The organism is Nocardia sp. NPDC050712 (genome assembly GCF_040654295.1).
Taxonomy (GTDB): domain Bacteria; phylum Actinomycetota; class Actinomycetes; order Mycobacteriales; family Mycobacteriaceae; genus Nocardia.
In genome coordinates this window covers 1,410,468-1,423,565 of the sequence record NZ_JBFAHT010000001.1, presented here as the reverse complement: position 1 = coordinate 1,423,565, position 13,098 = coordinate 1,410,468, and the positions used below count along the sequence as shown (strand labels likewise).

The 13,098-nt window shown below is 70.5% G+C and carries 11 protein-coding genes; 4 read left to right on the top strand and 7 right to left on the bottom strand.

All coding sequences use genetic code 11. The features are described from left to right. Window positions 1-89: 89 nt before the first annotated feature. From hemQ to hemE, 3 genes are read right to left on the bottom strand one after another with little or no spacing between them, the layout of a single operon-like run. Window positions 90-785 (bottom strand): hydrogen peroxide-dependent heme synthase, encoded by a 696-nt coding sequence (gene hemQ / locus AB0H76_RS06825; protein WP_357318378.1) that lies wholly within the window; start codon window positions 783-785, stop codon window positions 90-92. 41 nt (window positions 786-826) lie between these two features. Next, a complete protein-coding gene (locus tag AB0H76_RS06820) occupies window positions 827-2,173 on the bottom strand; it encodes a protoporphyrinogen oxidase (RefSeq protein WP_357318375.1) in 1,347 nt (448 codons plus the stop codon). Window positions 2,174-2,231: 58 nt separating this feature from the next. Beyond that, window positions 2,232-3,323 carry a uroporphyrinogen decarboxylase gene (gene hemE, locus AB0H76_RS06815; RefSeq protein WP_357320487.1) on the bottom strand — a complete coding sequence of 364 codons (1,092 nt, stop codon included), beginning with the start codon at window positions 3,321-3,323 and terminating at the stop codon, window positions 2,232-2,234. A gap of 118 nt (window positions 3,324-3,441) precedes the next feature. On the opposite strand from hemE, the gene AB0H76_RS06810 reads away from it, so the two are divergent. After that, window positions 3,442-4,080, top strand: a complete 639-nt coding sequence (locus AB0H76_RS06810; protein WP_357318372.1) for a DUF3000 domain-containing protein — start codon at window positions 3,442-3,444, stop codon at window positions 4,078-4,080. A gap of 22 nt (window positions 4,081-4,102) precedes the next feature. Continuing rightward, the gene (locus tag AB0H76_RS06805) at window positions 4,103-5,383 is read left to right on the top strand and encodes a ribonuclease D (RefSeq protein WP_357318369.1); all 1,281 of its coding nucleotides are present in this window, start codon (window positions 4,103-4,105) and stop codon (window positions 5,381-5,383) included. Here the strand turns inward: AB0H76_RS06805 and AB0H76_RS06800 are convergent. Beyond that, window positions 5,380-5,784, bottom strand: a complete 405-nt coding sequence (locus tag AB0H76_RS06800; RefSeq protein WP_357318366.1) for an SRPBCC family protein — start codon at window positions 5,782-5,784, stop codon at window positions 5,380-5,382. The genes AB0H76_RS06805 and AB0H76_RS06800 overlap by 4 nt on opposite strands. Window positions 5,785-5,879: 95 nt before the next feature. Continuing rightward, window positions 5,880-7,778, bottom strand: coding sequence for a 1-deoxy-D-xylulose-5-phosphate synthase (gene dxs, locus AB0H76_RS06795; RefSeq protein ID WP_357318363.1), 1,899 nt, complete (start codon window positions 7,776-7,778; stop codon window positions 5,880-5,882). A gap of 235 nt (window positions 7,779-8,013) precedes the next feature. Here dxs and AB0H76_RS06790 point away from each other — a divergent pair, with 235 nt between their 5' ends. After that, the gene (locus tag AB0H76_RS06790; protein ID WP_357318360.1) at window positions 8,014-8,751 is read left to right on the top strand and encodes an SIMPL domain-containing protein; all 738 of its coding nucleotides are present in this window, start codon (window positions 8,014-8,016) and stop codon (window positions 8,749-8,751) included. A 57-nt stretch (window positions 8,752-8,808) separates the two neighbouring features. Here AB0H76_RS06790 and AB0H76_RS06785 read toward each other — a convergent pair whose 3' ends face one another. Both AB0H76_RS06785 and AB0H76_RS06780 read right to left on the bottom strand, forming a co-directional pair. Then, a complete protein-coding gene (locus AB0H76_RS06785; protein ID WP_357318357.1) occupies window positions 8,809-10,209 on the bottom strand; it encodes a TRAM domain-containing protein in 1,401 nt (466 codons plus the stop codon). Next, complete coding sequence (locus AB0H76_RS06780) at window positions 10,202-12,217, bottom strand: APC family permease (protein ID WP_357318354.1); 2,016 nt, start codon at window positions 12,215-12,217, stop codon at window positions 10,202-10,204. The genes AB0H76_RS06785 and AB0H76_RS06780 overlap by 8 nt, the downstream gene beginning before the upstream one ends. A 214-nt stretch (window positions 12,218-12,431) precedes the next feature. On the opposite strand from AB0H76_RS06780, the gene AB0H76_RS06775 reads away from it, so the two are divergent. Further along, window positions 12,432-13,097 carry a TrkA family potassium uptake protein gene (locus AB0H76_RS06775; RefSeq protein WP_357318352.1) on the top strand — a complete coding sequence of 222 codons (666 nt, stop codon included), beginning with the start codon at window positions 12,432-12,434 and terminating at the stop codon, window positions 13,095-13,097. The last annotated feature ends 1 nt before the right edge of the window (window position 13,098 follow it).

Here is a 13,098-nt window from a genome sequence, read left to right as displayed (position 1 = left end):
CGGCATCCGCGCTGTGCGCAGCGTACGGGTAGCAACACAAAACAGGCATGCCCCGAAAACTCGGGGCATGCCTGTTCGGATGGATTGTGTCAGGGCAGCGCTGCGATGAGCTGAGCGACCTCGACGCGCGGACCGGTGTAGAACGGGATCTCCTCGCGCACGTGCAGCCGCGCCTCGGTGGCCCGCAGATCGCGCATGAGATCGACGATGCGATGCAGTTCCGGGGCCTCGAAGGCGAGGATCCACTCGTAATCGCCGAGCGCGAAGGAACTCACGGTGTTGGCGCGCACATCCGCGTAGCCGCGCGCGGCCTTGCCGTGATCGGCCAGCATCTTGCGCCGCTCCTCGTCGGGCAGCAGGTACCACTCGTAGGAGCGCACGAACGGATAGACGCAGATGTAGTTACCCGGCTCCTCGCCCGCGAGGAACGCCGGGATGTGGCTCTTGTTGAACTCCGCCGGACGGTGCAGCGCCACATTGCTCCAGACCGGGGTGCTGGCCCGGCCGAGCTCGGTGGTGCGGCGGAAATCGGCGTAGGCGGCCTGCAGGTCCTCGAGCCGCTCGGCGTGCGACCAGATCATGAAGTCGGCGTCGGCGCGCAGGCCGGCCACGTCGTAGAGCCCGCGCACCACGACGCCCTTGTCCTCCAGGCCGCCGAAGAAGGCTTGCGCGTCCGCGATCGCCTTGGCCCGATCCTCCCCGAGCACACCCGGCTTCACCTGGAACACCGAGAACATCAGGTAGCGGATGGTGGAATTGAGGGCCTGATAATCGAGTCGCGCCATGACCCCATCGTGCCATTTCGGTGCCGGGCCGCGGCCTCCGGCTAGGACAAGTGGGCGGCGACACGGCAGGCGGCCGCGTCACCCGAGGCGACGCACGCGGGGACGCCGACACCGTGCAGATAGGCACCCGCCAGCGCGAAGCGGCCGAGTTCCCCGGTCCCCGCCTCGATTTCGGCGACGCGGTCGAGGTGGCCCGGGGCGTACTGGGCCAGGCCGCCGGGCCAGCGCTGCACGGTCGCGCCGAGCGGTTCGATCGCGATGCCGGTGACATGGGCGAGGTCCTCGGCCGCGGCGCGGACCAGCTTGTCGTCGGGCCAGGACAGGACCGAATCGTCGCCGAACTTGCCGAAGGAGGCGCGGACCAGCGTGGTGTCGCGGGCGGCCAGGTGTGGCCATTTCCGGCTGGACAAGGTGAAGGCCTTGGCGCGCAGGGGTTCTCCGGTGGCGACGAGGATGCCGGAATTGTCCGGGAGCGGGGTGTTGCGGGGCAGGGCCAGCGCGACCACCACCGAGGACGACAGCTCGATACCGGCGGCGGCAGCCGCGGCGGTCGGGGCGATGGTGGCCAGCAGGCGCGCGGTGACCGGAGCCGGGGTCGCGAGCACGACGGCGTCGACCGTGCCGAAGGGGTCGACCACCCAGCCGCCGGCCGACCTCGCCAGCCGGGTGACCGGCGAGTCGGTGACGACGCGCGCGCCGGATCTCTCGACCAGCGCGTCCAGCAGCACCCGGTACCCGTCGCGAATACCGCCGAACACCGGCGCGTTCGAGGGCGGCGGCAGCGCGGCGGCGACCGCGTGGGTCAGGCTCGGCGCGCCCGCGTCCAGGGCGGCCGCCAGCATCGGCACCGCGGCGCGCACCCCGATGGACCGGGAGCTGCCCGCGTATACGCCGCCCAGCAGCGGATCGACGCTGCGCTCGGCGACCTGCGCGCCGAACCGGTCGGCGATCAGGCTGTAGACATCGATATCGGATTCCGGGTCCCAGGCGAAGGGCCGCTCGGTCTCCGCGGCGATCTTCGCCACCGTCGCGTCGTCGACGAGCCCGCGCATCTGCTCGGCGTGGGACGGGATACCCATCAGCGTGCGCTCCGGCATCGCGTGCGCGACACCGCCGGACCACAGCAGCGGGCGCTTCCCGGCGGGGAGCACCAATTGGGTTTCCAGGCCGAGATCGCGGAGCAGCTGCGGCACCTCGGGCCGGCGGCCGACGAACGCTTCCGCGCCGAGATCCAAAGGCTCCCCGGCGACTTCGCCGGTGTGCAGGATCCCGCCGACCCGCGCGGCACGGTCGACGACCAGCAGATCGGCCGACGGGCCGAGTAGCGTCCGCAACCGATACGCCGCGACCAACCCCGTGATGCCGCCGCCGACCACCGCGATTCTCATGCCTGCGACGGTATCCCCCGGGCCGCGGGCGGCACCGCCCGGTCGGCCGCAGAGCAGCTCAGCTCACACTCGGCCGCACCGCGGGGGCGATGCTGTGGATCAGCTCGACGGTGGCGGTGATGACCTCCGGGTCGGTGTCGGGCATGACGCCGTGGCCCAGATTGAAGATGTGGCCCCGCGCGCCGAGCACGAGCGCTTCGTCGGCTTCGCGGCAGATCCGGCGCACCTCGGACTCGATCGCCTCCGGCCCGGCGAACAGGACGGCCGGGTCGAGGTTGCCCTGCAACACCTTTCCGGCGCCGACGCGGCGCGCGGCCTCGTTCAGCGGCACCCGCCAGTCCACGCCGACCACATCCGCGCCCGCCTCGCCCATCGCGCCCAGCAGTTCGCCGGTGCCGACCCCGAAGTGGATGCGCGGCACGCCGGCCGCGGCGACCTCGGCGAAGACTCGCTCGGAATGCGGCAGCACGAAGCTGCGGTAGTCGGCCAGCGACAGCGCGCCGGCCCACGAGTCGAACAGCTGCACCGCGTCGACGCCGGCGGCCAGCTGCGCCTGCAGGAACGCGATGGTGATGTCGGTGAGCGCGCCGAGCAGTTCGTGCCAGGTCTTCGGGTCGGCGTGCATCATCGCCTTGGTGCGCTCGTGCTGCTTGCTCGGCCCACCCTCCACCAGATACGACGCCAGCGTGAACGGCGCGCCCGCGAAACCGATCAGCGGGGTGTCGCCCAGCGCGGTGGTGAGCAGCCGGACACCCTCGGTGACCGCGCCGACGTCCTCCGGGCGCAGCCGCGGCAGGGCGCGCACGTCCGCGACGGTGCGCACCGGCGCGGCCACGACCGGGCCGACGCCGGGCACGATGTCGAGATCGATGCCCGCGGCCTTCAGCGGGACGACGATGTCGGAGAACAGGATCGCCGCGTCCACGTCGTGGCGGCGGATCGGCTGCATGGTGATCTCGCAGACCAGCTCCGGATCGAAGCAGGACTGCAGCATGCCGACGCCCTTGCGCAGTTCGCGGTACTCGGGCAGGGAACGACCGGCCTGGCGCATGAACCACACCGGCCGCCGGCTCGGCGTGGCGCCGGTGGCGGCGGCCAAGAACGGGGCATCGGTCAACTGGCGACGGGTGTAGGTAGTCATCACGGCGATCCTATCCATCCGCAGACCGCTGCCGGACACCGTCACCACGCGAACGCCATATCGCGAACCGCGTCGTGTGCGGCGCGCCTCCGCGCGGGTAACGACCACACGGTCTACCGTCCTTTCCGTGACACCGCTCGACTTCCGCGACGGCGCCGCATCGACCGAGGGCTCCCCCGCCGAACCACCTGGATTTCGAGCCGCGGTTGCTGCGATGGGCACCGCATCCGTGCACCCCAGCATCGAGCTCGCGCCTATCCGCCCACCACAGCGGCTGGCGCCGTATTCTTATGCGGTCGGCGCGGAGGTCAAACACGCCGAAACGCCGACGGTGCCGGTGGATTCCGACGGCGACGCGTTCGGCCGGCTGATCCTGCTGCACGACCCGGACGGCGACGAGGCCTGGCACGGTGTGTTCCGGCTGGTCGCCTACATCCAGGCCGACATCGACGAATCGCTGGCCGGGGATCCGCTGCTACCGGAGGTGGCGTGGAGCTGGCTGGTCGACGCGCTGGAGTCCCGATCCGAGCCGTACACGGCGCTGGGCGGGACGGTCACCTCGACGAGTTCGGTCCGCTACGGCGACATCGCGGGCCCGCCGCGCGCACACCAGTTGGAGCTGCGCGCCTCCTGGACCGCGACCAGTGCCGAGATGGCTCCGCACGTCGAAGCGTTCTGCGAAGTACTGGCCTACTCGGCCGGTCTACCGCCCGCCGGAATAACTCATCTTCGACCGGACTCGCACACCAGCGACGAACAAAGCTGACAGCCACGTAAAGTTCACGTCTATGCCAGTTGCTGAAGAGCCCATCGAGGGGCGCAGTGTGGAAGAGAACACCGCTGAACCACTGCTCGCCCCCCATGATGGTGTGCCGCCGGTACTGGTAACTCCCGAGCAGGTGGCCGCGGCCGCCGCCCGGCTGGCCGCGGGTACCGGGCCGCTGGCGGTCGACGCGGAACGCGCCTCCGGCTTCCGCTATTCGGCGCGGGCCTATCTGATCCAGTTGCGCCGCGCCGGCGCGGGCAGCTTCCTCATCGACCCGATTCCGGTCACCGACGCGCTGGGACCGCTGGCCGAGGTCATCAACGAGCTGGAATGGGTCCTGCATTCGGCCGACCAGGACCTGCCCGGCCTGGCCGAGCTGGGGCTGCGCCCCGCGCGGCTGTTCGACACCGAACTGGGCGGCCGGCTGGCCGGGTTCGAGCGGGTCGGACTGGCGGCGATGGTGGAGAAGCTACTCGGGCGCGCGCTACGCAAGGGTCACGGCGCCGCCGATTGGTCCACCCGCCCACTACCCGCCGACTGGCTCAACTACGCGGCCCTGGATGTCGAACTGCTGCTCGAGCTACGCGACGAGGTCGCCGCCTCGCTCGACGCGCAGGGCAAGAGCGATTGGGCGGCACAGGAATTCGAGCACATCCGGACGGCCGAGCCGTCCGCGCCCAAGTCCGACCGCTGGCGGCGTACCTCGGGCATCCACACGTTGCGCAAGACCCGCCAGCTGGCGGTGGTGCGGGAGCTATGGCTCGCGCGCGACACCCTGGCCCGCGCCCGCGATGTCGCCCCCGCCCGGATCCTGCCGGACGCGGCCATCGTCTCCGCCGCGACCTCCGACCCGCGCACCATCGCCCAGCTACGCACGCTGCCGGTGTTCGGCGGACCTCGTCAGCGCCGCTACTCCCGGGAATGGCTGGCCGCCGTCGACCGCGCCCGCGCGCTCGCCGAGACCGAGCTACCCACACTCACCCAGCCGTTCGAGGGTCCGCCGCCGGTGAACCGGTGGGAGCGGCGCGACCCGGTCGCCGCCGCCCGGCTGACCCGGGCCCGCGCCGCGATGGGCGAACTCTCGACCGAGCACGCGATTCCGGTGGAGAACCTGCTGTCCCCCGATCTGGTGCGGCGGCTGTGCTGGGACGGGCTCCCGTCCTACGACCGGGTCGGCACCGCCGCCGACCTGTCCGCCGCCATCGACGGCTTCCTCAAGTCCGGCGGCGCCCGCCCGTGGCAGCGCGAACTGTCGGTGCCGGCGCTGACCGGCGCGCTGACCCCGCAGCAGCCCGCCGACTAGGCGCTTTCGACCGTCTTCTTCAGCAGTTCCGCGCCCTGCTCCATCACCGGAGCGAAGGCGGCGGCGAGTTCGGCGGGCAGCAAATCGTGCATCCAGACGAAGCGGCTGTGCCCGTTCTCCAGCGCGAACACCTGCATGCTCGCGGTGTCGTGCTCCGGGGTGACGCTGTCGCCGATGATCGAGAACGCGTACCGGTGCTCGGCCTCGTCGAGGGAGATGAGCCGTTCGCGCACCACCACGCCGCTGGCGAAGGTGACCAGCCGCACGCCGGGCTCGACGAGCTTGCTCTCGGTGACGAAACCCGGTGACATCCGCACCGGACCCTGCTCGAAGTCCCCGATGACCGCCCACACGTCTGCCGCGGGCGCCTCGATGACAATTTCCTTCTTGACCCAAGCCATGACCGTTTCTCCTCCACTAGGTAGGGGAAACGGTACGGCCTGCACGGCCCGCGTGGGGCATTTTCAGAACGATCGTTCGGGCAGTTTTGCCGAACTCAGCTCGCGTCCAGCCAGCCGGCGATCCGGCGCGCGATATCGGGCGCCGTCAAGCCGAGTTCGTCGTGCAGCGAATCCCGCGACGCGTGGTCCAGGAACTGCTGCGGGACACCGAGATCGCGGGTCGGGACGTCCACCCCGGCCGCGCGGATGCGCGCCGACACCGTCGAGCCGATGCCGCCGTGCAGGCCGCCGTCCTCGAGGGTGACCACCAGCCGGTAGTTCTCGGCGAGCTTGACGATGGTGTCCGACACCGGCAGCACCCAGCGCGGGTCGATCACGGTGACCGAAATGCCCTCCGGCGCCAGCTGTTCGGCGACCCGCACGGCCGTCTCGGCGAACGGGCCGACCGCGACCAGCAGCACGTCGCCCCGGGCGGTCTGCGCCGAACCCGAATCGGTGGCGGCCAGGCGCAGCACATCGACGCCGTCGAGCCGCTCGATCGCGGTGATGTCCTCGGCGACACTGCCCTTCGGGAACCGCAGGACGGTGGGGCCGTCGGTGACGGCCAGCGCCTCGCCCAGCTCCTCGCGCAGCGTGGCGGCATCGCGCGGGGCGGCCACCCGGATGCCCGGGATGATGCCGAGCAGCGAGAAATCCCACATGCCGTTGTGGCTGGCGCCGTCCGGCCCGGTGACGCCCGCGCGGTCCAGCACCACCGTCACCGGCTGCTTGAGCAGCGCCACGTCCATCAGCAGCTGATCGAAGGCGCGATTGAGGAAGGTGGAGTAAATGGCGACCACCGGGTGCAGACCGCCCAGCGCCAGGCCGGCCGCGGAGGTCATGGCGTGCTGCTCGGCGATGCCGACGTCGAACATGCGCTCCGGGAAGCGTTCCCCGAACGGCGCCAGGCCGGTGGGCCCGGGCATCGCGGCGGTGATCGCCACGATGTCGTCGCGGCGCTCGCCGTGCGCGATCAACTCCTCGGAGAACACCGAGGTCCAGCCGGGCGCCTTCTTGCCCGCGAGCGGACGCCCGGTGAGCGGGTCGATCGGGTCGCAGGCGTGCATCTGATCGGCGACATGGTTCTCGGCGTGCTCGTAGCCGCGGCCCTTCTGGGTGACCGCGTGCACGACGACGGGGCCGCCGAAATCCTTGGCCCGGCGCAGCGCGGCCTCCAGGGCGACGATGTCGTGCCCGTCGACCGGGCCGACGTACTTCAGCCCCAGATCGCTGAACAGCTCCTGGGGGCTGACCGCGTCCTTGATCCCGGCCTTGACCGCGTGCACCATCGAATACGCCGACTCCCCCACCCGCGGAATGCTCTTGATGAGGCGCTTGCCCGCGACCAGGGCGTGCTCGTAGGCGGGCTGGGTGCGCAGCGCGGTGAGCCGATCGGCCAGGCCGCCGATGGTCGGGGCGTAGGAGCGGCCGTTGTCGTTGACCACGATCACGACCGGGCGATCCGGGGCGCCGGCGATATTGTTCAGCGCCTCCCAGCACATGCCGCCGGTCAGCGCGCCGTCACCGACCACCGCGACCACATGGCGGTCCTGCTGGGTCAGCGCGAACGATTTGGCCAGGCCGTCGGCATAGGACAGCGCCGCCGAGGCGTGCGAGGACTCGACCCAGTCGTGCGCGCTCTCGGCGCGGCTCGGGTAGCCCGAGAGCCCGCCCTCCTTGCGCAGCGAATCGAACTGGCCCTTGCGGCCGGTGAGGATCTTGTGCACGTAGGCCTGATGGCCGGTGTCGAAGAGCAGCGGATCGGCCGGCGAGTCGAAGACCCGGTGCAGCGCGATACTCAGTTCCACCACACCGAGATTCGGGCCCAGATGACCACCGGTGGCCGCGACCTTCTCGACCAGGAAATCGCGGATCTCAGCCGCCAGTTCACGTAGCTGTGGCACGGTCAGCCCACGCAGATCTTCGGGCGTATCGACCCGGGAAAGCACTCCCACCTGAACTCGCTCCCTCCGGATAGCGCATCTGATCCGATTCAGTCTACGGAGCCGTGGGGATGCCCCCGCTCCACATCAGCCTGTCACCAGGGGTCACGGCCGCGAAATGTGAGTCTCCACACGAATCTACGCGCTCCGGCCCGGCCCACACGGTACCCGGTCGGGCGCGGGGACAATCCCATTCGCTCGTCCGTTGACCGAACAGGACCCGTGATCCTCGAGTAAGGAGAACGCCGTGAGCAAAGCTAAAAAGAAGAACAAGAACGTCGCGATCGCGGACTGCGACGCCGGATGCTGCGGCCTGGCCGAGCCGGACGCCGTCGCGGGCACCGTCACCACCTTCGGTTCCGGCACCGCGAGCGCGGCCCCGGACCTGATGCGCGTCACCATCACCATCGAGGCCCGCGCGGCCAAGGTCGCCCTGGCCTACGACAAGGCCGGCGAGCGCGTCAAGGCGGTCACCGACTCGCTGCGCGGGGACGAGGTGCCCGGCTCCGACATCGCGACCACGGGCCTGTCGGTGCGCACCGAGACCGAGTGGACCGAGGGCAAGGGCCAGCAGATCACCGGCTACGTCGCGAGCACCGACCTCACGGTGACCCTGCGCCGGATCGGCCCGGACGCCGATCCGAGCCCGGCCGACGTCATCGCGCACTGCGTCGAGGCCGGCGGCGACGAGGTCCGGCTCAACGGGCTCGGCCTCGGTTTCGCCGACGAGGAGAGCCTGCTCGAGCAGGCCCGCGACGCCGCCTGGGACAACGCGCTGGCCAAGGCCCAGCAGTTCGCGGCGCGCGCCGGCACCAGTGTCGGGCCGGTGCTGGTGATCACCGAGGACACCGGCTCGCGCCCGCGCTCGAGCGTGCGCACCAAGGGCGCGGCCGGGATGATCGCCGAGATGGCGTCGATGCCGGTGGAACTCGGGGAGAGCGAGATCTCGGCGGCCGTGCGCGTCACCTGGCAGCTGAACATCTAGCTCACGACCGGCCCGGGCATCGGTTCAGCAACCGCTGGACCGATGCCGGGGCGACCCTCAGCGCTGGAGCAGCGCCAGCGACTCGACATGATGGGTGCCGGGGAACGCGTCGAACGAGCGCAACTCGGTCAGGGTGTACCCGGCGTTCTGGTACAGACCGAGGTCACGGGCGAAAGACGCCGGGTCGCAACCGATGTGGACGATGCGGTCGGGCCCGGTCGCGGTGAGCGCGGCGACGATCTCCTTACCCGCGCCCGCGCGCGGCGGATCCAGGACGACGGCCGCCGGCGTCGCGCCGGAGCCGTGTTCGACGATCCAGCGTTCGGTGCGGTCGGCGCTGAGGTCCACCCAGGGCAGATCCAGCAGCGCGGCGTTCCCGTCGGCGACCGCGGTCCGGGCCGACTCCACGGCTCGCACGGAGCCGTCGGCGCCGGTCTGCTCGGCCAACCGGGCCGCGAAAACGCCCGCGCCGCTGTACAGATCCCAGGCCAGATCGCCGGGTTTCACCCCGGACCACTCCGCCACCAGATCCGAATAGCATTGCGCCGCACCGCGATGCGCCTGCCAGAAGCCGGTCGCGGCGATCTCCCAGCGCCGGTCGGCCACGTATTCGACCGCGCGGCCGGTGCCCGCCATCACCCATTCCTCGCGCGGTGCGTGCGCGGCGGCCCGGCGCGCGGCGGCATGGCGGCGTTCGCTGCCCGGGGTCTCGGCGCCCGCTTCCTCGGCGGACACCCGCGGCCCGCGCCCGGGCCGCCCACCACGACCGCGGGCGTCACGACCGCGCGCCCGCCCGTCGCTGTCGGCGCGCCCGCGCCCGCGGCGCTGCCCCTCACGCGGATCCACCTCCGCCGGAGCGAGTTCGACGATGTGCCGCACGCCGTCCCCGTCGACGGCGACCACCAGTTCGGCGCCCGGCGTCCACTCCCGCTCGGCGATACCGTCCATCGCGCCCGGCATCGGCTGCGGGCAGCGCAGGTCGTTGAGCACGCCGGTGCTGCGGTGCCGATGCACCCCGGCACGCCCCTGCGGGTCGACGGCCAACCGCACCCGGGTGCGCCAGCCACCGGTCGCGTCCGCCGGGTACCCGGCGATCGGCTCGACCACGATCTCGCGTTCGATCCCGGCCAGCCGGCGCAATTGCTCGCCGGCCACGGTCGCCTTCAGCGCGCGCTGCGCCTGCGGCGTGGCGAAGGAGAAGTCACAGCAGCCCGCGCCGCCGGGGCCCGAGACGGGGCAGGTGGCGGGGACGCGATCCGGCGAAGCCTCCAGGATCTCGATGGCGTCGGCGCGGCAGAACGAGCCGCCGCGATCCTCGGTCACCTGTGCCCGCACCAGTTCCCTAGGCAGCCCGTGCCGCACGAACACCACCCGGCCCTCGTGCCGTCCGACACAGAACCCGCCGTGCCCGGGCGGGCCGAGGCGGATCTCGAAAGTAGTACCGCGCCAGTCACTCATCGCGAGACCCCGAGGTGTTCATCGTGCGGTCCTCGTAGCCGCGGCGCACCGAACCCGGCGCGTTGATGTCGCCGGCCTGGCGCGCCCGGGTCGAGGAGCTCAGCTGCCACGGCACGCTGGTCACCATCACACCCGGCTCGAACAGCAACCGACCCTTCAGGCGCAGCGCGCTCTGGTTGTGCAGCACCTGTTCCCACCAGTGCCCGACCACATACTCCGGGATGAACACCGTCACCACGTCGCGCGGCGCGTCCTTGCGCACCCGCTTCACGTAGTCCAGGACCGGCTTGGTGATTTCGCGGTAAGGCGATTCGACCACCTTGAGCGGCACCGTGATATCGCTGCGCTCCCATTCTCGTACCAGCGCACGGGTGTCGGCCTCGTCGACGTTCACTGTCACCGCTTCCAGGGTGTCGGGCCGGGTGGCGCGGGCGTAGGCCAGAGCGCGCCGCGTCGGCAGATGGAGTTTGGAGACCAGCACGATGGAGTGCGTCCGGCTCGGCAGCACACCGTCCCATTCGTGCTCGTCGAGTTCGCGCGACACCGAATCGTAGTGCCGGCGAATCATTTTCATCACGACGAAGATCGCGACCATGGTCAGGATCGCGATCCAGGCGCCGGCGAAGAATTTGGTGATCAGCACGATGACCAGCACCGTCGCGGTCATGGTGAGACCGATCGCGTTGATCACCCGCGAGCGTTTCATCCGGGCCCGGTGCGCCGGGTCGGTCTCGGTGCGCAGCAGCCGCGTCCAGTGCCGCAGCATGCCGGTCTGGCTGAGCACGAACGAGACGAACACACCCACGATGTAGAGCTGGATGAGCTTGGTCACCTCGGCGCCGAAGACCACCACGAACGCGATCGCCGCGCCCGAGAGGAACAGGATGCCGTTGCTGAACGCGAGCCGGTCGCCGCGGGTGTGCAGCTGCCGGGGCAGGTAGCGGTCCTGCGCCAGGATCGAGCCGAGCACCGGGAAACCGTTGAACGCGGTGTTCGCCGCGAGCACCAGGATCAGCGCGGTCACGGTCAGGATGAAGAAGAAACCGATCGGGAAGCCGTGGAAGACCGACTCGGCGAGCTGGGCGATCAGCGTCTTCTGGTGGTAATCGGCGGGCGCGCCGATCAGGTCGTCGGTGTTGTGCGCGTAGACGATCCCGAGCTTCTGGGCCAGGATGATGATGCCCATCAGCAGCGCGACCGCGATGACCCCGAGCAGCAGCAGCGTGGTCGCGGCATTGCGGGACTTGGGCTTGCGGAAGGCCGGCACCCCGTTGCTGATCGCCTCGACGCCGGTCAGGGCCGCGCAGCCGGAGGAGAAGGTGCGCGCGATCAGGAACGCGAACGCCAGCCCGTAGAGGTGTTCCTCCTCGGCCTTGACGCCGAAACCCGCCGATTCGGCGTGCAGCGTCTCACCCAGCACGTAGACCTGGAACAGGCCCCAGCCGAGCATGACGAACATGCCGACGATGAAGGCGTACACCGGAACCGCGAACGCCTTGCCCGATTCCCGCACGCCACGCAGGTTGACCGCGGTCAGCAACGCGATCGCCACCACCGCGAACAGCACCTTGTGGGTGGCCACGAACGGGATCGCCGAACCGATATTGGACGCGGCCGAGGAGATCGACACCGCGACGGTCAGCACGTAGTCGACCAGCAGGGCGGAACCGACGGTCAGCCCGGCGGTCGGGCCCAGGTTGGTGGTGGCGACCTCGTAGTCGCCGCCGCCGGAGGGGTAGGCGTGCACGTTCTGGCGGTAGCTGGCGACCACCACCATCATCACCGCGACGACGGCCAGGCCCACCCACGGCGCGTACATGTAGGCCGAGATGCCCGCCACCGACAGCGTCAGGAAGATCTCCTCCGGCGCGTAGGCGACCGAGGACATCGCATCGGAGGCGAAGACCGGGAGGGCGATTCGCTTCGGCAGCAGGGTATGCCCCAGTGAATCACTGCGGAAGGGCTTACCCAGCAGCATGCGCTTGGCTGCCGTCGTCAACTTGGACACCGGTGCGAGCATAGATCCCCGCAGGCCCGATGACGCGCCACCCCGAGGTTTGGTGCCGGGCCGGACCGGGAACGTGGAGCTTGGGTCATCCCTCGGGAACAGGCCATCGCGAATCGGCGGTACGGTTTGCCCACAGCAAACCGCAGACCGACACAGTCCTTACCCACCCCCTGTCGGCGCACCATCCCGAAGGTTCCAGGAACGAGGTTGCAGGGTGTACGTAGTGATCATGGGCTGTGGCCGCGTCGGCTCGTCGCTGGCCCGCGCCCTGGTCCGGGTGGGGCACGAGGTCACGGTGATCGACCGCGACCCCAGCTCCTTCCTGCGGCTCGGCCAGGATTTCCCGGGCCAGCGCATCATCGGCGTCGGCTTCGACCGGGACGTGCTGACCCGCGCGGGCATCGAACGCGCCGACGCGTTCGCCGCGGTGTCCTCCGGTGACAATTCCAACATCATCTCCGCCCGCGTGGCCCGGGAGAACTTCGGCGTCGAGCGCGTGGTGGCCCGGATCTACGACGCCAAGCGCGCCGCGGTCTACGAGCGCCTGGGCATCCCGACCATCGCCACCGTGCCGTGGACCACCGACCGGTTCCTGCGCACCCTGATCGGCGATTCCAGCACCACCAACTGGCGCGACCCCACCGGCGCGGTCGCGATCACACAGCTGAATCTGCACGAGGATTGGTACGGGCGCACCGTGCGCGACCTGGAACGCGACGTCCGCGTGCGGGTCGCCTTCATCCTGCGCTTCGGCAACGGCCTGCTGCCCGACAGCAAGACCATCATCCAGGCCGACGACGTGGTGTACGTGGCCGCGACCTCCGGCAGCGTCGGCGAGGCCGTCGCGTTGGCCGGCAAGCCCCCTGCGAGCGAGGACTGAT